General features: G+C 72.8%; 20 protein-coding genes. 10 read left to right on the forward strand and 10 right to left on the reverse strand.

Annotated elements, in window-relative coordinates; translation table 11 throughout:
* Positions 1 to 17: 17 nt before the first annotated feature.
* Complete coding sequence (locus tag OHQ87_RS07595; RefSeq protein ID WP_328346276.1) at positions 18 to 395, reverse strand: hypothetical protein; 378 nt, start codon at positions 393 to 395, stop codon at positions 18 to 20.
* Positions 396 to 516: 121 nt separating this feature from the next.
* On the opposite strand from OHQ87_RS07595, the gene OHQ87_RS07600 reads away from it, so the two are divergent.
* From OHQ87_RS07600 to OHQ87_RS07610, 3 genes are read left to right on the forward strand one after another with little or no spacing between them, the layout of a single operon-like run.
* Complete coding sequence (locus OHQ87_RS07600; protein WP_328346278.1) at positions 517 to 3069, forward strand: ATP-dependent Clp protease ATP-binding subunit; 2553 nt, start codon at positions 517 to 519, stop codon at positions 3067 to 3069.
* Between the two features lie 13 nt (positions 3070 to 3082).
* Positions 3083 to 3247: a hypothetical protein gene (locus OHQ87_RS07605; RefSeq protein ID WP_328346280.1), complete on the forward strand. Its 165-nt coding sequence runs from the start codon at positions 3083 to 3085 to the stop codon at positions 3245 to 3247.
* Positions 3247 to 3597: a DUF3140 domain-containing protein gene (locus tag OHQ87_RS07610; RefSeq protein WP_328346282.1), complete on the forward strand. Its 351-nt coding sequence runs from the start codon at positions 3247 to 3249 to the stop codon at positions 3595 to 3597. Before OHQ87_RS07605 ends, OHQ87_RS07610 begins: the two co-directional genes overlap by 1 nt.
* 119 nt (positions 3598 to 3716) lie before the next feature.
* Here the strand turns inward: OHQ87_RS07610 and OHQ87_RS07615 are convergent, their stop codons facing one another.
* From OHQ87_RS07615 to OHQ87_RS07625, 3 genes are all read right to left on the reverse strand, one after another.
* Positions 3717 to 3953, reverse strand: a complete 237-nt coding sequence (locus tag OHQ87_RS07615; protein WP_328346284.1) for a hypothetical protein — start codon at positions 3951 to 3953, stop codon at positions 3717 to 3719.
* A gap of 19 nt (positions 3954 to 3972) precedes the next feature.
* The gene (locus OHQ87_RS07620; RefSeq protein WP_328346286.1) at positions 3973 to 4971 is read right to left on the reverse strand and encodes a LysR family transcriptional regulator; all 999 of its coding nucleotides are present in this window, start codon (positions 4969 to 4971) and stop codon (positions 3973 to 3975) included.
* Between the two features lie 85 nt (positions 4972 to 5056).
* Entirely contained in the window at positions 5057 to 5677 is a 621-nt protein-coding gene (locus OHQ87_RS07625) for a hemerythrin domain-containing protein (protein WP_328346288.1), read from the reverse strand.
* Positions 5678 to 5893: 216 nt separating this feature from the next.
* Here OHQ87_RS07625 and OHQ87_RS07630 point away from each other — a divergent pair, with 216 nt between their 5' ends.
* Both OHQ87_RS07630 and OHQ87_RS07635 read left to right on the forward strand, forming a co-directional pair.
* Positions 5894 to 7222, forward strand: a complete 1329-nt coding sequence (locus OHQ87_RS07630) for a M20/M25/M40 family metallo-hydrolase (RefSeq protein ID WP_328346290.1) — start codon at positions 5894 to 5896, stop codon at positions 7220 to 7222.
* 46 nt (positions 7223 to 7268) lie between these two features.
* Positions 7269 to 7931: a hypothetical protein gene (locus OHQ87_RS07635; protein WP_328346292.1), complete on the forward strand. Its 663-nt coding sequence runs from the start codon at positions 7269 to 7271 to the stop codon at positions 7929 to 7931.
* Positions 7932 to 8048: 117 nt separating this feature from the next.
* Here OHQ87_RS07635 and OHQ87_RS07640 read toward each other — a convergent pair whose 3' ends face one another.
* From OHQ87_RS07640 to OHQ87_RS07665, 6 genes are all read right to left on the reverse strand, one after another.
* Complete coding sequence (locus OHQ87_RS07640; RefSeq protein WP_282341856.1) at positions 8049 to 8240, reverse strand: DUF5703 family protein; 192 nt, start codon at positions 8238 to 8240, stop codon at positions 8049 to 8051.
* A gap of 117 nt (positions 8241 to 8357) precedes the next feature.
* Positions 8358 to 8927: a DUF3105 domain-containing protein gene (locus OHQ87_RS07645; RefSeq protein WP_328346299.1), complete on the reverse strand. Its 570-nt coding sequence runs from the start codon at positions 8925 to 8927 to the stop codon at positions 8358 to 8360.
* Positions 8924 to 10138 (reverse strand): hypothetical protein, encoded by a 1215-nt coding sequence (locus tag OHQ87_RS07650; protein WP_328346301.1) that lies wholly within the window; start codon positions 10136 to 10138, stop codon positions 8924 to 8926. The genes OHQ87_RS07645 and OHQ87_RS07650 overlap by 4 nt, the downstream gene beginning before the upstream one ends.
* Positions 10135 to 11238: a HesA/MoeB/ThiF family protein gene (locus OHQ87_RS07655; RefSeq protein ID WP_328346303.1), complete on the reverse strand. Its 1104-nt coding sequence runs from the start codon at positions 11236 to 11238 to the stop codon at positions 10135 to 10137. The genes OHQ87_RS07650 and OHQ87_RS07655 overlap by 4 nt, the downstream gene beginning before the upstream one ends.
* A gap of 70 nt (positions 11239 to 11308) precedes the next feature.
* Positions 11309 to 11431: a hypothetical protein gene (locus OHQ87_RS07660; protein ID WP_281190395.1), complete on the reverse strand. Its 123-nt coding sequence runs from the start codon at positions 11429 to 11431 to the stop codon at positions 11309 to 11311.
* Positions 11432 to 11872: 441 nt separating this feature from the next.
* Positions 11873 to 12844, reverse strand: coding sequence for an aldo/keto reductase (locus OHQ87_RS07665; RefSeq protein ID WP_328346309.1), 972 nt, complete (start codon positions 12842 to 12844; stop codon positions 11873 to 11875).
* A gap of 246 nt (positions 12845 to 13090) precedes the next feature.
* Here OHQ87_RS07665 and OHQ87_RS07670 point away from each other — a divergent pair, with 246 nt between their 5' ends.
* The 5 genes from OHQ87_RS07670 to OHQ87_RS07690 all read left to right on the forward strand — a co-directional run bounded on the left by OHQ87_RS07670 (position 13091) and on the right by OHQ87_RS07690 (position 17251).
* Positions 13091 to 14143, forward strand: a complete 1053-nt coding sequence (locus OHQ87_RS07670) for an LLM class F420-dependent oxidoreductase (protein WP_328346311.1) — start codon at positions 13091 to 13093, stop codon at positions 14141 to 14143.
* Entirely contained in the window at positions 14140 to 14976 is an 837-nt protein-coding gene (locus OHQ87_RS07675; RefSeq protein ID WP_328346313.1) for an undecaprenyl-diphosphate phosphatase, read from the forward strand. Before OHQ87_RS07670 ends, OHQ87_RS07675 begins: the two co-directional genes overlap by 4 nt.
* Before the next feature lie 80 nt (positions 14977 to 15056).
* Complete coding sequence (locus OHQ87_RS07680) at positions 15057 to 15761, forward strand: histidine phosphatase family protein (protein WP_328346315.1); 705 nt, start codon at positions 15057 to 15059, stop codon at positions 15759 to 15761.
* Positions 15762 to 15863: 102 nt separating this feature from the next.
* Positions 15864 to 16439 carry a DUF3090 domain-containing protein gene (locus OHQ87_RS07685; protein ID WP_328346317.1) on the forward strand — a complete coding sequence of 192 codons (576 nt, stop codon included), beginning with the start codon at positions 15864 to 15866 and terminating at the stop codon, positions 16437 to 16439.
* A complete protein-coding gene (locus OHQ87_RS07690; RefSeq protein WP_328346319.1) occupies positions 16436 to 17251 on the forward strand; it encodes an SCO1664 family protein in 816 nt (271 codons plus the stop codon). Before OHQ87_RS07685 ends, OHQ87_RS07690 begins: the two co-directional genes overlap by 4 nt.
* Positions 17252 to 17277 lie beyond the last annotated feature (26 nt).

Below are 17277 nucleotides of genomic sequence, written 5' to 3' on the forward strand. Positions count from 1 at the left end.
GAGCCGACCGCCCGCGGTCAGGAGGGCAGCCAGCGGGGGCCGTACACCTCGGCGCCCAGTTCGCCCACCCGCCCGCGCAGCTCCCGGTCGGCCGTCACCACCAGCCGACGCCGGTCCGGCGCGTCGCGTACCAGGTCGACGATGGTGTCGTCGCCCGAGCCGGGTGCGGCGACGGTGCGTACCCCGGCGACTCCCGGCACGTCCCGGGCCGCGCCCTCCACCACCAGCACCACCTCGACGGGCGCGGGCAACTCCGGGGGTACGCCGGCGGCGGCCACCGGGACCAGCCGGTCCCGTAGCCGGGCCGCCGCGCCGGCCCGGTCGTGCCACCAGCCGTCCGGTCGGGAACCGACCACGTTGGCACCGTCGACGATCAGCAGCGGGTGGATGTCCATGCCCCCACCCTGCCACCTCAGGGCGTTTGTCGGGGCGACCGTCGGGTAGCCACCGGCGATCGTGTCGCGCCTGCGTGTCGCCCTCGGCGACCCTGCCGGGCCCAAGGAGCGGAGGACAGCCATGATGGGACCCGGTGACTTCGGCTCCGACCCGTGGGACGAGTTCCTGGCCCGGTACTTCGGCCGGGGCGAGGGTGGACGCCGCCCGGCGCACCGGGTCGACATCACCCGGCTGATGACCGCCGACGCCCGGGAGATGCTGGCCGACGCCGCCCGCCGGGCCGCCCAGAAGCACAGCACCGACCTGGACACCGACCACCTGCTCTGGGCGGCGTTGCAGCGTGACCCGCTGCGGGACCTGGTCCGCCGGGCCGGTGCCGACCCGGACGCCCTGGTCAACGCGCTCGGCGGACGCGGCGACGGCGCCCCGCGCGGCGAGGTGCCGCCGAACCTGTCGCTCACCCCGGCGGCCAAGCGGGCGTTACTCGACGCCCACCAGTTGTCCCGGGCGATGGGGGCGAACTACATCGGACCCGAGCACATCCTGATGGCCCTGCCGCTCAACCCCGAGTCGCCGGCCGGCCGGATGCTCGCCGCCGGCCGGATCCAGCCCGAGTCGCTCCAGGCGGCCGGGGCCGAACGTGGCCCGATGGCCGGCCCGAAACCCGACCGGGGCACCCCCACCCTCGACCAGTACGGCCAGGACCTCACCGATCTGGCGGCCAACGACCAGATCGACCCGGTGATCGGCCGCGCCGACCAGATCGAGCAGGCGGTCGAGATCCTGTCCCGGCGGACCAAGAACAACCCGGTGCTCATCGGTGAGGCCGGCGTCGGCAAGACCGCCATCGTGGAGGGTCTGGCCGAACGGATCTGCGACGGTGACGTGCCGCAGACCCTGCTCGGCAAGCGGGTCGTCCAGCTCGACCTGGCCGGCCTGGTCGCCGGCACCCGCTACCGGGGCGACTTCGAGGAACGCCTCAAGAAGGTGATCGACGAGATCCGGGCCCACCGGGACGAGCTGATCATCTTTCTGGACGAGATCCACACCCTGGTCGGCGCGGGCGGCGCGGGCAGTGAGGGTGGCATGGACGCGTCCAACATGCTCAAGCCGGCGCTGGCCCGTGGCGAACTGCGGGTGATCGGGGCGACCACGTTGGACGAGTACCGGCGCAGCATCGAGAAGGACGCCGCCCTGGCCCGCCGGTTCCAGCCGGTGCTGGTGCCCGAGCCCGACGTCGAGGACACCGTGGCCATCCTGCGCGGGCTGCGGGACCGGTACGAGGCACACCACCAGGTCCGGTTCACCGACGAGGCGCTCGTCGCCGCCGCCGAACTCTCCGACCGGTACGTCACCGACCGGTTCCTGCCGGACAAGGCGATCGACCTGATCGACCAGTCCGGTGCCCGGGTACGGCTGCGGACCCGGACCCCCGCCTCGGACGTCCGGGAGCTGGAACAGCAACTGGAGGACGTCCGCCGGGACAAGGAACAGGCGGTCGCCGACGAACAGTACGAGAAGGCGTCCGCGCTGCGTGACCGGCTCGCCGAAGTGGAGGCGCAGATCGGCCGGGCCCGGGGCGACGGCGGGGACAGCCAGGTCCCCTCGGTCGGCACGAAGGAGATCGCCGAGGTGGTCTCCCGGTCCACCGGCATCCCGATCAGCCAGCTCACCGAGGAGGAGCGGGACCGGCTGCTGCGGCTGGAGGGGCACCTGCACCAGAAGGTGATCGGCCAGGACGACGCGGTCGCCGCCATCGCCGAGGCGGTCCGCCGGTCCCGCACCGGGCTGGCCGACCCGAACCGGCCGATGGGCAGCTTCCTCTTCCTCGGCCCGACCGGTGTCGGCAAGACCGAGCTGGCCCGCGCGCTGGCCGAGGCGCTCTTCGGCGAGGTGGACCGGATGGTCCGGGTCGACATGAGCGAGTTCCAGGAGCGGCACACCGTGGCCCGGCTGGTCGGTGCGCCCCCCGGTTACGTCGGCTACGAGGAGGCCGGCCAGCTCACCGAGGCGGTCCGTCGCCGCCCGTACGCGGTGGTGCTGCTCGACGAGATCGAGAAGGCCCACCCGGACGTGTTCAACATCCTGCTCCAGGTGCTCGACGACGGCCGGCTCACCGACAGCCAGGGCCGGACTGTCAACTTCAGGAACACCGTACTGATCATGACGAGCAACCTGGGCTCGGAGCTGATCACCGGCGCTCAGCGTACCGTCGGGTTCGGCGTCGGCGCGCAGGGCGACCAGCAGGAGGCCGACGAGCTGCGGGAGCGGTTGATGCGCCGGCTCCAGGAGAACTTCCGCCCGGAGTTCCTCAACCGGATCGACGAGACGATCATCTTCCAGCGGCTGGAGGCCGAGCAGCTGCGCCAGATCACCGGCCTGCTGCTGGAGGAGACCCGCCGCCGGCTGCACGCCCAGGACATCCAGGTCGACTTCGCCCCGGCCGGCACCGACTGGCTGGCCGAGCACGGCTACCAACCGGAGTTCGGGGCCCGCCCGCTGCGCCGGGTGATCCAGCGGGAGGTCGACAACCGGCTCTCCCGGATGCTGCTGGAGAACCGGCTCTCACCGGGGCAGAAGGTCACCGTCGACGCGCGGGACGGACACCTCACCTTCGACGTGTCCGCCGGCGACCGCGACCACACCGCCGCCAGCACCTCGCATCCCCGATGACCGGAGGGCGGAGATGACCGAACCCGAGGAGACCGGGGACGACGCCGAGCGGACCGCACCGATCCCGGCGCCTCCGACGGCGAACCCGGGCCGGGTCCAGGTGCCACCGGAGGGCCTGGACCAGTGGACCGACGACGGGGACCCGGCACCGCCCGGGCCACCGGAAGAGGAGGCGTGATGGCACGCGAACAGCGACTCGACCCCGAGGTCGAGGTGCTCTGGGAGGACTTCCACGCCGAGGTGAACGTCCCCTCCGAGCAGCTGCGGCAGTGGCTGCTGACCCGGGGGTCGGGGGAGGAGGCGTTCGGCCCCGGCCCGGACCTCGACCTGCCCGAGCCCGGCCGGCAGATCCTGGCCGTCCTGCGCAAGCGCAAGGTCGACCTCACCCCGGCCGACGTCGAGGTGATGCGGGCCGCGGTCGACCGGATCCGGGCCCTGGTGGAGGAGAAACCCGGCGCCGGCAACGCCGACGACGAGTGGCGGCACGCCCTGCTCGACCTGGGCCACGACGTCCTCGTCGAACGCTGACCCGGACCGTCGCTCGCTGATCCGGTTCGGATGCTGGCCCGGTTCGGATGCTGGTCAGCCATGGCGGGGGCACCCGGGACGGTGTCCCGGGTGCCCGGTGTGCCCGGTCGTCGGTGGGGCTACCCGGACCCGAGGCTGGGCAGGTGCAGGCCGGCGGCATCGGCGGCGTCCTGCCGGTCGGCGCGGGTCTGCTCCTCCCGGGTGAGCAGCGTCGCGTACTCGGTGATGTCGGCCGGGTCGGGCACCTCGGGCAGGCGACGCAGGAACGTCTCGACGTCCCGGGCGGCGGCGGCGTGCGCGGCGGCCGCCCGGCGCAGCAGTTCCCGCTGGTCGGCGGCCGGATAGAGATCGGTCATGCAGGGCTGATACCCGTCGTCACGCCGTTCGCACCCGCCCGGCCGGTCGGGACGCACCGGTGTCCCGGGCCCCGAACTCGGGATGCCGCAGCAACCAGGCCAGGTATTCGGGGTGCGCGGCAAGCGAACCGGTGTACGCGGCCACCGCGTCCTCCAGCACCGCCTCGGCGACCCGGTCCGCCGGGGACTCGGGGTGCCAGCCGAGCAGCAGCCGCCACCGCAGCGGGGTGCCGGCCAGCCGGCGGGTCACCAGGCCGGCGACCGGGCGGAAGGTGGCCTGGCACAACGCCACCGCCTCGCCGGCGTCGACCAGATCCATGCAGCCGCGGACGTCGGTCTCGTACACCTTGCGGGGGGTGAACCCGGCGCGGGCGCACGCGGCGGCGAAGCAGTCGCCGAAGCAGCCGTCGCCGGGCGCGGCCACCCACTGCTCGTGCCGCAGCTCGGCCAGGCCGACCTCGTCGTGGTCGGCCATCGGGTGACCGGCAGGCAACAGCACCAGCACCGGGTCGACCGCCACCTCCCGCCAGGACAGGCCGAACTCCGCCGGCGGGGTGGCGTCGCCGCAGATGCCGGTCAGTGCGAAGTCGAGCCGGCCACCGGCGACCAGGGCGCCCAGCTCGTCGGCGGACCACGACGCGTAGGTGGTGATCTGCGCGTGTGGCTGCTCGGCGGCGAGCCGGTGCACCAGCCGGCCCAGGATCGGGCTGTTCACCCCGCCGAAGCGGTACCGGCCCAGGGCGTCCTCGGCCCCGGCCAGCCGGGCCGCCTCGTCCTGCAGACCCTTCATCGCCGGCAGCAGGACCCGGGCCCGGGACAGCACCAACTCACCCAGGGCGGTCGGCCGGGCTCCCCGACGATCCCGTTCGAACAGCGGACCGCCCAGCGTCCGCTCGATGCGCTGAAGCTGGGCGGTCAGGGCCGGCTGGGCCAGGCCGAGGGTGGACGCGGCCTTCGTCACGCTGCCCGTCTCGGCGATCGCGCAGACCACCCGCAGGTGACGCAGCTCCAGATTCATATGGTGACGGTATGGCCACACGTCGATAGACGGAAGGCCCTGGACGCAACCGGGCCGACAGACCTGACGGATCGGGGCCGATCGATCACCGTCCGGATCGGCGGGTGAGGTCGCTCAGTTGGGTACGGCGTCCGGTCACCGCGTCCCGCAGCTTGTCCACCACTCCGACGGCCGGTTCGACGATCCGGTTCCACGGCGGGGTGGCCGGGGTGCCCGGGTGCGGTCGGGTCGGGGCCGCCTCCTCGGCGATCTCCCACCGGTTGCCCAGTCGGATCAGCTCCGCGTCGGTGGCCACCTCGCGCAGCGGGGTGATCAGGTCGGCGACAGTGCTGACGTGCCGGCGGATCCGGGCCGCGACGTCGGCAAGCGTCGGATCGTTCGGGCCGCCGAGGGCCTTCAACGCGGTGAGCAGCGCCGCGTCCGCCTCCAACTCCCGGTCCACCCGGTCGGCGGCGGCGGGCAGCGCGGCGCGGGCGGCGGGCAGCAGGTACTGCTCCTCGGCCGACAGGTGCCGCGACACCATCGCGGTGAGCACGTGGAGCACCTCCCGCCGCCGCGCGACCGGCAGGCTCGGGTCGGTGACCTGGTCGACCAGGTCGAGCAGGTGCCGGTGTTCGGTGTCGGCGAGGTCGGCCATGCTCCGCCCGCCGGGACGGTAGGCGTCGTTGGCGGCCGGCGGCAGCGGGGGCAGGGGAACGGCGGACATGACGCCCTCCTCGACGGGGGCCGGCGCGGGTCGCCGGCCGGGTGCGACGGGCGGAACGGGGACGCCAGCGGCACTACCCGTACCCGATGGTCGGCAAACCCGGGACGGCCGTGGCGGGCGGTCCCGGCCGGGGTCGACGGCAGGTCGGCCGGGTGGTCAGCAGTGGGGACCGGCCGGGCCGTCGGCAGCGGGGCCGGTGACTGGTAGAAAGAGGCGATGACGAGCGACGCCGCCTCCGCCCCGCCCGACCCCACCGCCGAGGTCGTCGACCTCTGCCGTGACCTGCTGCGCATCGACACCACCAACACCGGTGACAACGCCACCAGCGCGGGTGAACGCCGGGCCGCCGAGTACGTCGCGGAGAAACTCGCCGAGGTCGGCGTGGCCGCCGAGATCCACGAGTCGGCGCCGGGCCGGGCCAACGTGGTCGCCCGTATCCCCGGTGTGGACCCGGGGCGCGACGCCCTGCTGGTGCACGGTCACCTGGACGTGGTGCCCGCCGACGCCGACGAGTGGTCGGTGCACCCGTTCTCCGGGGAGATCCGCGACGGCTACCTGTGGGGCCGGGGCGCGATCGACATGAAGGACTTCGACGCGATGGTGCTGGCGGTGGTGCGGCACTGGCAGCGCACCGGCGTCCGCCCACCCCGGGACATCGTGCTGGCCTACACCGCCGACGAGGAGGCGGGCAGCGACTACGGCGCGCACTTCCTCGTCCAACGCCACCGGGGCCTCTTCGACGGCTGCACCGAGGCGATCGGCGAGGTCGGCGGCTTCTCCTACTCGATCAGCGACGCCCAGCGGCTCTATCTGATCGAGACCGCCGAGAAGGGCCTGGACTGGCTGCGGCTGCACGCCAAGGGTCGCCCCGGGCACGGCTCGTTCATCCACGACGACAACGCGGTCACCGCGCTGGCCGAGGCGGTCGCCCGGATCGGCCGGCACCGCTTCCCGATCACCGTCACCCCGACCGTACGGGCCTTCCTGGCGGAGCTCTCCGACGTGCTCGGCGTCGAGCTGGACCCGGACGACCCGGAGACCGCGATCGCCAAGCTCGGCCCGATCGCCAACATCATCGGCGCGACCATCCGCAGCACCGCCAACCCGACCCGGCTGGCCGCCGGTTACAAGGACAACGTCATCCCCGGCCGCGCCACCGCCACCATCGACTGCCGCAGCCTGCCCGGCCAGTCGGAGATGCTGGAGCGGCAACTGCGCGAGCTGGTCGGCCCGGACATCGAGATCGAGTACATCCAGCGCCAGCCGGCCCTGGAGACCACCTTCGAGGGCGACCTGGTCGAGGCGATGTCGGCGGCGCTGCGGGCCGAGGACCCGGGGGCCCGTCCGGTGCCCTACATGCTCTCCGGCGGCACCGACGCCAAGGCCTTCGCCCAGCTCGGCATCCGCTGCTTCGGCTTCGCCCCGCTGCGGCTGCCGGCGGACCTCAACTTCTCGGCGTTGTTCCACGGCATCGACGAGCGGGTACCGGTGGACGGACTACAGTTCGGCGTGCGGGTGCTCGACCGGTTCCTCCGCAACTGCTGAGCAGTACCGGTGCCGCACCCACCCCATTTGTCGAAGGGACCTCCTCATGACCGACCAGCACGGTGAGCTGGACGCCGCCCTGGAGCGCGTGATCGACGCGGCCCGCGCCCACCTGACGGCCGTCCGTGCCGCCCAGGGGCGGATCGACGACGACGACGTGTGGCAGGCGTACGTGGCGTTGAACAACGCCTCCTTCGCCTACGACGAGCAGCTGCTCGACGCGTTCGGCGAGGTCACCCCCTGGGACGTCGAGTCGATCGACCCGGACGAGGCGGACGAACGGTTCGGCGGTGCCGCCGAGGGCGCCGAGGCCACCGACCCGCACCCCCAGGTGATCTCGGTGCGGCAGCGCCGCGACTACCGGGTGCCCAGCGTCTCGGCGCTGCTGCGGGTCGCCGAGGTGGCCCGTCGGGAGGGTACGCCGGAGGGGGACGAGCCGGCGCCGGTCGAGGGGGTCGGCGAGGCGGTGCTGGAGCTGTTGCAGAGCGGCGACGGTTCGCTGAGCGCCCTGGACGTGCCGGAGCTGGAGCCGCTGGACGGCGTGGTGATGGTCAGCGAGGTCGGCACCCCTGTCGACCTGGAGTCGTTCGACGACGACGATCCGGTGGGCCCGTTCACCCCGGCCGCCGACGACCGGCTGGTGGGTCGGCTCGACGAGCACCCGTTCCTCGACGAGGACGAGCACGACCACGCCGGGCACCAGCACTAGCCGGGGCGCAGGCCCGCCCGGGGTCCGGCGTGTCCGGCCCCGGGCGCAGGCCGACGCCCGGCGACCGTTGCCCGCGCAGGTCGGGTGCGGATCGGCCGGTGACCGGCGCCGGGGCGGTCAGTAGGACAGGCCCGGTTGGGGTTGGTTGACCCGACGGCGACGCAGCATCACCTTGCGGGTGCCGTCCCGGAAGAGCTGCACCCGGGCCAACTCCCAGCCGGAGAACTCCGCCTGGATCGCCAGCTGCGCCGCGGCGGTCAACCGGTCGACGTTCGGCGGCAACCGCAACGGCGCGTATTCGTAGTCCATGACACCTATGCTGCCCAGCCCGGCGGCCCCGCGCCACCCTTTGCCCGGTGCGCCGCGCCACCGCCGGCGTCGTGCCGCGTGGTGGCCCGGGATCGGGCGGTCGCCCGGTCCCGTCGGTCAGCCCGACACACAGTCGGTCGCCCCGTGCTGCCAGGAATGGTCGTAACGGCCGGCGATCCGCTCGATGAACTCCTCGACCGCCCGCTCGTCGAGGGTGTCCAGGCGGCCCAGCCGCTGCCAGCCGGTCAACCCGATGCCGTGCCCCAGCGGTGGGTAGGGGGCCACCACCACGTCGCGGGGATGGCGGCGGCCGAGCCGTTCCAGCTTCTCGACGTCGCCGGGCGGGACGTCCGGGGCGTACTGCACCAGCACGTGGCCGTGTTCCAGGGCGTGCACCTGGAGTTCCTCCGGCACCGCGTCCCGGTAGATGCCCGGCACGACCACCCGGGGCGAGTGCGGCCCCGATGTCGGCGGCAGCGTCCGGTACGGCTCGTGCGGCGCCCCCTCGTACGCGATGTGCCGGTCGCCCTCGAACGGTTGGGCCGTGCCGGGCAGCCGGTCGCAGGGCAGCGCGGTGTCCCCGCCGACCAGGCCGACCAGCACCCCCACCCCGAGGCTGGACATGGTCGCCACACTGAGCACGGTGACCACCACGCTGACCACCGGGCCGAGCCATCTGCGGTTCACGTGGCCAACCTTCCCGCGCGGTAACGATTACGTACGACCACCCCGAGCGGAAGCAGGACGTTGAGCGACGCGAAAGCCGCCAGCGCAATTCCTTCCCACCAGTAGGCGCTGCCGAACGGTGCGCCTATCAGCACCCCGGCGGCCCAGCCGAGTGTCACTTTCGCCCCCGGTAGCAGAAAATGGATGGCGAACCAGACCATCCAGATGACTCCGGCCACATACAACAATCGGTACCAGCGGGACACCCGCAGATCCCGGGCGTGCGCGTCCCGCAGCACGTTCCGTTCGGCGGGGGTCAGCCGGCGAACCCATTTCTTGAGGCTGAGCCGGGTCACCTCGTGCAGGTTGCGGCAGCCGGTCGCCGTCGCCATCACCAGGTACATGTCGGTACGCAGGTAGGCCAGGGTCTGGAAGGCCAACTTGACGGCCTGGCTGAAGACCACCATGGCGAGGAACCGGACCATTCCCGGCGGCAGCTCCAGCCAGCCCCGCGACCAGGCGAAGCGCGGGGCGACCGCGGCGAACAGCAGTATCCCGTCGATGGCCATGCCGGCGAGGAACGGGCCGTAGCGGCGTTCCGGCGGCAACGCCCACAGCCCGGTCAGGTCCGTCTCCAGGACCGGGAAGATCCCCCGGCGTTCCAGCCGCAGCTGCGACCGGACGCCGACGGCCGCGCCGGCGAAGGCGTGCCACGCCTCGTGCACCACAGTGAGCAGGGCCACCGTGACGTTGGTGATCAGGAGGCTGAGCACCACGTCGGGAAAGATGAAGGTGTCCTCGTAGGTGGGCAGCAGCGACGGCTCGGCGGCGAACATCGCCAGGGTGGCCAGCAGCGCGCCGACGTAGATCGTCCAGGCCACCCGGCCGAACAGCGGCCGGACCAGCCGGGCCGGGATGCGGGACACCGACCAGGGGCGGGCCTGCGCAGGCGGCGGGCCGTCGTCGGCCTGCGCCCTGATGATGCCCGCCTCGACCAGCACCTCGACGAAGTCCAGCGCGTCCACCGGCTCACCGGTCTCGCGCTCCACCTCGTCGGCGGCCTCGGCGACGGTCCGACCGGCCGCGAACAGTGCCACCAGCCGCGCCCCCACCTCGGGCACCACCACGAAGTTTCCGCTGGCCAGGTCACCGACGACGTACTCGTCGTCCTCCTCCTGGCGGACCACCAGGTGCGCCACCGGCGGTCGGCTGTCCAACCCGAGCGCGGTCACCGTTCCTCCTGCAACCAGCCGCAGGTGTCGCACTTCGTGCCGGGCCGGGGATTGACCACGTAGTGGTAGGTCAGGTCGGTCAGGCTCAGGTGGAACATCCGGCCCCGGGTGGTGGTCGGGATGCCGGCGAGGTGGTGGACGGCGTCGAGGGCGGCCAGGTGCCCGGTGAGGTTGGCGGTGGGGGCGATCACCGCGTGCCCGGTGAAGGCGAACAGCTCCTCCGGCTCGGCACCGTGCTCCTCGCGCAGCCGGTCGGTGACGCTCGGCAGGCACGCCTCGCAGCAGGTCTGACCGGGCACGAAGAGACCGATCACCGCCATCGGGCCGGCGTACTGGGCGAGCATCCAGGGCGTTCCGGTGGCCAGGGCGGCCCGGTTGGTCCACTCCCGGATGGCGTGCCGGGGCTGGTCGGCACAGAGCACCAGCAGGTCCCGGTCGCGCATCAACGCCGCCACGTCCTGCGTCGAGTCGACCCGCGCCTCCTCGCCGGTCACCGTGACGTGGGAGTTCATCCGGCGCAGCCGGGCCACCGCGGTCGCCACCTTGGCGGCGCCGATGTCGTCCTCGGTATAGAGCAGTTGCCGGGTCAGGTTGCCCGGCTCGACCACGTCGAAGTCGACGCAGTGCACCGTGCCCACCCCGGCGGCCACCAGGGAGGCGGCCACCGCCGTACCGGAGCCGCCGAGCCCCAGCACCACCACCCGGCCCGCCTTCAGCCGGGCCTGCACCTCGTAGCGGGAGGTGCGCGGGGTGAGATCCACCCAGGCGTGGTACGTGAACGCCCGGTCGTACCGGTCGATCTCCTCGGGGCTCAGCTCGGGCGGGGGCGGCGCGGCGGCGTCCTCCACGTACCCGGCGTCGATGATCGTCTCCAGCGCGTCGGTCGCCTCGTCGGCAGTCATCCCCGAGTGCCCGGCGCGCAGCGCCGCCACGATCTCGGCCCGGGTCCGGGTGCCGTCCATCAGCCCGAGCAGCGTCCAGAGGCTGCCGTCCTCGTCGTCGATCTCCGCGCCGATCCCCACCTGTCGGCCACCGATGTTGATCAGTGTCGGGTGCAGGCGTACCGGCTTGTGGATGCCCTTGATCCGGGGCCGCAGCATCGGGCGATGACCTCCTGGAGGATGGCCGGCCGGGGCGCGGCACGCCGCGCCCCGGCCGAAACGGGGTGGGTCAGCCGCAGACGTCGTTGCGGCAGCCCGGGTCGGTGATGATGGCGACGGTGGTCTCGAGCCGCTCGAGCTTGCGCACGACGACCTTGGCGGGCTTGCGCTTGACGTCGGTCTTACGGTCCACGGGTCCTCCAGCGAAATGGGAGAAACGACGCGGCGGGGGTCGCTCACGCCGCAATCATTAGAGCATCGTCATTGGTTCGCCACAATGTTTGCCGGGATCCGATCGGATTACCCGCGACGGCGGGAATCCCTTTTCGGACAGGACCACCGGAAACTGGACGGAGAAAGCTGGGCCAAAAGCGCGCCAGGGGAGTCGAAGCCGCCTATTCGGACGGAACATCCAAGGGCGGGTGGATCGAATTATGGGGGTGTGACAGTTGGTAAAGGATGATCGGCGAAATTGACGCGCTCCGGTGCGCTTTTGGGGCGTTCCGCCACCTTGTGTGAAGGGCAGTCGCGGGCACCGCCACCCGGCAACCGGGCGTGGGCGGGCGGCGCGGATCGACGCACCTGCCAGCGCCTGCGTCACGACGGCGTCCGTGCGGGCGGGGGGAGGAGCGGGTCAGCCTTCGCGTTCGGGGTAGCCGGCCGGGACCGCGGACACGTCGTCCAGCGCGGTGGTGATCTCCTCCGGTAGGACCATCCGTTCCACCTGCAACGCGCCGAGCAGTTGGCCGACCGTGCGGGCGCCCAGGATCGGCGCCGTCACCCCCGGCCGGTCCCGGATCCAGGCCAGCGCCACCTCCAGCGGCGACACGCCCAACCCGCCGGCGGCGATGCTCACCGCCTCCACGATGCTGGAGCAGCGCGGCTCCAGGTAGGTGGCGACGAACGGCTCGAAGTGCGCCGACGCGGCCCGGGAGTCGGCCGGGCGGCCGTTGCGGTACTTGCCGGTCAGCACCCCCCGCCCCAGGGGCGACCAGGGCAGCACGCCCAGGCCCAGCGCGGCGCAGGCCGGCAGCACCTCCCGTTCGACCCCCCGCTCCAGCAGCGAGTACTCCATCTGGGTGGCGACCACCGGGGCCCGCCCCGGCCAGGCCGCCTGCCAGGCGGCGGCGCGGGCGGTCTGCCAGCCGGAGAAGTTCGACACCCCGACGTACCGGACCCGACCCGACGCGACCGCGTGGTCCAGCGCGGCGAGGGTCTCGTCCAGTGGGGTCTCCGGGTCGTAGCCGTGCACCTGCCACAGGTCCACGTGGTCGGTGCCGAGCCGGCGCAGCGAGCCGTCCAGGGTACGCAGCAGATGCCCCCGCGAACCGTCCCGTCGCCGGCCGCTGCCCGGACGCAGGCCCGCCTTGGTGGCGATCAGCACGTCCTCGCGGGGGACCAGGGTGCCCAGCAACGACCCGAGCACCGACTCGGCGTCCCCGTCGGCGAACACGTCGGCGGTGTCGACCAGGTTTCCGCCCGCGTCGAGGAAACTCTTCAACTGGGCCGCCGCGTCGTCGGCGTCGGTGTCCCGGCCCCAGGTCATGGTGCCGAGCGCGAGCCGGGAAACCGCCAGCCCGCTTCGGCCGAGCGGTCGTTGCTGCATGGGTGAACCTTATTTCGAACCCGCCGCAACCGATATCCTCGCTCCCGGCATCTCTGCCTGTCGGGTCGCCGATCCGACCGTCACCACCGCCCCGGGTCGCTCGTTGGGCACTCCACGCGCCGATCCGGTCGCTCGTCGTCCACCCGCGCAGCCCGCCCAGTGTCCGGGGCCCGGTGGCCGGTGGGCGGCGGGGCCGACGGCATTGCGTAACCTGATGCGACCTGTGGTGCGGGATGGGGAGGATCAGTGCGACTCGGGCTCAGCCTCGGATATCAGACGGCGTGGAGTACGCCGGCGGACCACCTGGCGCTTGCCCAGGAAGCGGACCGCCTCGGTTACTCGGTGGTGTGGGCGGCGGAGGCGTACGGCTCGGACTCCCCGAGCATGCTCGCCTGGATGGCGGGCCAGACGCAGCGGATCGACCTGGGTAGCGCGGTGATGCAGATCCCCGCCCGTACCCCGGCGATGACCGCGATGACCGCGGCGACCATCGACGCGCTCTCCGGTGGCCGGTTCCGGCTCGGCCTCGGCGTCTCCGGCCCGCAGGTCTCCGAGGGCTGGCACGGCGTCCGGTTCGCCAAACCGCTCGCCCGCACCCGCGAGTACGTCGACATCGTGCGGTTGGCGGTGGCCCGCAAGGAGGTCGCCTACGACGGCGAGCACTACACCCTGCCGTTGCCCGACGGCCCCGGCAAGGCGCTGCGGTTGGGCTTCCATCCGCCGCGCGCGCACATCCCGCTCTACCTGGCCGCGGTCGGCCCGAAGAACCTGGAGCTGGCCGGCGAGATCGCCGACGGCTGGCTGGCCGTCTTCTACGCCCCGGAGTTCGCCGAGGAGCAGCTCGCCTCGGTGCGGGCCGGTCGGGCCAGGGCGGGCAAAGAACTGGCCGGTTTCGACGTGGTGCCGTCGGTGCCGGTGGTGGTCGGCGACGATGTGGCCTCCTGCGCCGAGCTGGTCCGCTGGTACGCCGCCCTGTACGTCGGCGGCATGGGCAGCCGGCAGCAGAACTTCTACAACCAGTTGGCCACCCGGATGGGCTACGGCGACGCCGCCCGCCAGGTGCAGGACCTCTACCTGGCCCGCCAGCAGCGCGACGCGGCGGCGGCGGTGCCGATGGAGTTCATCGACCGGACCTCGCTGCTCGGCCCGAAGGAACGCATCGCCGAGCGGATGCGGGAGTACGCGGCAGCCGGGGTGACCACCCTGTCGGTCACCCTGTTCGTGGCCGACCGGGACAGCGGCGTGCAGACCCTGCGCACCGTCGCCGAGGCCCTCGACCTCTCGGGAGTCGGCGAGTGACCTGGGTCGAGGCCATCGTCCTGGGCATCGTCCAGGGGCTCACCGAGTTTCTTCCGGTCAGTTCGTCGGGGCATCTGCGGATCACCTCGGCGATCTTCTTCGACCGGGACGCGGGCGCGTCGTTCACCGCGGTCACCCAGTTGGGCACCGAGGCGGCCGTCCTCATCTACTTCGCCAAGGACATCTGGCGGATCACCCGTACCTGGCTGGTCGGCATCAGGGACTCCTCGGTGCGCTCCAGCCTCGACTACCGGATGGGCTGGTACGTGATCGTCGGCTCGATCCCGATCGGGCTGCTCGGTTTCCTGTTCAAGGACCAGATCCGCACCGCCGGACGCAACCTGTGGGTGGTCTCCACCACGCTCATCGTCTTCGCCTTCGTGCTGGCCTTCGCCGAGTACTGGGGTCGGCAGACCCGTACCCTGGCGAACTTCCGGATGCGTGACGGTGTGGTGATGGGCTTCGCCCAGGCGATGGCGCTGGTCCCCGGGGTGTCCCGCTCCGGCGGCACGCTCACCGCGGGGCTGCTGCTCAACCTCACCCGGGAGGCCGCCGCCCGGTACTCGTTCCTGCTGGCCATCCCGGCGGTGGTGATGTCCGGCATCTTCAGCGTCGGGGACGTCTTCGAGCCGGCCGCGCCGGGCACCTCGGTGCCCTCGGTGGCGCAGATGGTGGTGGCCACCATCATCGCCTTCGGGGTCGGCTACGCGGCCATCGCCTGGCTGCTGCGGTACGTGGCACACCACACCCTGTACGTCTTCGTGCTCTACCGGGTGGCGCTCGGCACCTTGGTGCTGGCGTTGCTGCTCACCGGCACGATCAGCGCCACCTGACCCGACGCCGACCGATGGCCCCCGACGCCACCACAGGTGTCGGGGGCCGTCGCCGCCCCGGCTGCGCCTAGGGTGGGGGCGTGGCGACCCTTCTGCTTCTGCGACACGGCCGGACGACCGCGAACGCCGACGGCGGACTGGCCGGCCGGCAACCGGTCGAGCTGGACGACACCGGCCGGGCCCAGGCGGGCGCGGTCGGCCAGCGGCTGCGCGGCCTGCCGCTGGCGGCGGTGGTGACCAGCCCGCTGATCCGCTGCCGGCAGACCCTAGAGCTGGCGCTGCCGCAGGCCGAGCCGGTGGTCGAGGAGGGGCTGATCGAGTGCGGCTACGGCTCCTGGGAGGGGCAGTCGCTGAAGAAGCTGGCCAAGGAGCCGCTCTGGCCGGTGGTGCAGCAGCATCCCAGCGCCGCGGTCTTCCCCGACGGCGAGTCGATGGCGCAGATGTCGGCCCGCGCGGTCGCCGCGGTGCGTGCCTGGGACGCCCGGATCACCGCCACGCACGGGCCGGAGGCGGTCTGGCTGGCGTGCAGCCACGGCGATGTGATCAAAGCCATCGTGGCCGATGCCCTGGGGGTGCATCTCGACCTGTTCCAACGCATCGTGGCCGATCCGGCCTCGGTCACCGCGATCCGCTACACCCCGCTGCGGCCGTTCCTGGTCCGGCTCAACGACACCGGTGGTGACCTGGCCGCTCTGGTGCCCCCGCCGGCCAAGCGGCGGCGTCGTGCCACCCGGCCGGTCGACTCCGACGCGGCCGTCGGCGGGGGTGGGGGAAGCGCCGGGTGAGCCGGGCCGCCCGCCGCCGCGCGGGCCGGGCGGTTTCGCCCTCGGCTGATTCGGCGTCGGTGCCTTGCGCGACGGTTCCACGCTCCGGATAGGGTCGTGGGTATGACCCACCAGGTGCACGCCTTCGAGCCGCCGGAGCGGTTCGTCGCCGGGACGGTCGGGGCGCCCGGGGAGCGCGCGTTCTTCCTCCAGGCCCGCGGCGGCGGCCGGCTGGTCAGCGTCGCGCTGGAGAAGGTGCAGGTGTCCCTGCTCGCCGAGAAGCTGGAAGAGCTGCTCTCCGAGGCGCAGCGCAGGTTCGGTGTCGAGCTGCCCGAGGCGCCCGCAGCCGTCGGCGACAACGACCCGTTGGACAACCCGGTCGACGAGGAGTTCCGGGTCGGCACCCTCGGGCTCGCCTTCGACGTGGACTCCGTCACCGTGGTGATCGAGGCGATCGCCGCCGGCGAGGCGGAGGCCGAGGTCGAGCTGGACGACGACGACGACGAGGACGACGACGACGAGGAGCCGGACGAGGATCTCGACCGGTTGCGGGTGCGGTTGACGCCGGAGGCGACCCGCGAGTTCATCGAGCGGGCCCGTCGGGTGGTCAACGCCGGCCGCCCGCCCTGCCCCCTCTGCGGTCAGCCGCTCGACCCGGCCGGGCACCTCTGCCCCCGGCACAACGGCTACCACCGGTGACCTCGTCGGAGGTGCAGCGCCAGGACGCCAGCGCCGCGCTCCGGCTGCTGTGCGACGGTGAACTGGTGTTGGAGGGTCGGCTGGTCGACGCCTCCAACACCACTGTCCGCGCGATGCTGACCCTGGACGGCCGGACGGCCCGGTGCGTCTACAAGCCGGTGCGCGGTGAGCGCCCGCTCTGGGACTTCCCCGACGGCACCCTCGCCGGCCGGGAGGTCTCCGCCTACCTGGTCTCCCGGGCCACCGGCTGGGACCTGGTCCCGCCGACGGTGCTGCGGGATGGGCCGCTCGGGCCGGGGTCGTGCCAGCTCTGGATCGACGAGCCGGACGACGCCGAACCGCTCGTCGGGTTCGTGCCGGCAGAGGCGGTGCCGCCACGGTGGTTCCCGGTCGCCGCCGCCCGGGACGACGACGGTGCCGCGTACGCCCTGGCACACGCGGACGATCCCCGGTTGGCCCGGCTGGCGGTGCTGGACGCGGTGCTCAACAACGCCGACCGCAAGGGCGGTCACGTGCTTGTCGGCGCGGACGACCGGGTCTACGGGGTGGATCACGGGGTCTGCTTCCACGTCGAGGAGAAGCTGCGGACCGTGCTCTGGGGCTGGGCCGGTCGGGAGCTCCCCGCGGACGCGGTGCAGGTGCTCGACGCCCTCGCCGGGCAGCTCGCCGGTGAGCTGGGCGAGGAGCTGGGCGCGCACCTGACCCTCGGCGAGATCGCCGAACTGTGCGCCCGGGTGGAGCGGCTCAGGACAGCAGGCCGTTATCCGTTGCCGCCGCAGGAGTGGCCGGCGATGCCGTGGCCGCCCATCTGAGTCGCTGTCACGTTGATCACTCGGGC

Source organism: Micromonospora sp. NBC_00421 (assembly GCF_036017915.1).
In the GTDB taxonomy this organism is placed as follows: Bacteria; Actinomycetota; Actinomycetes; order Mycobacteriales; family Micromonosporaceae; genus Micromonospora.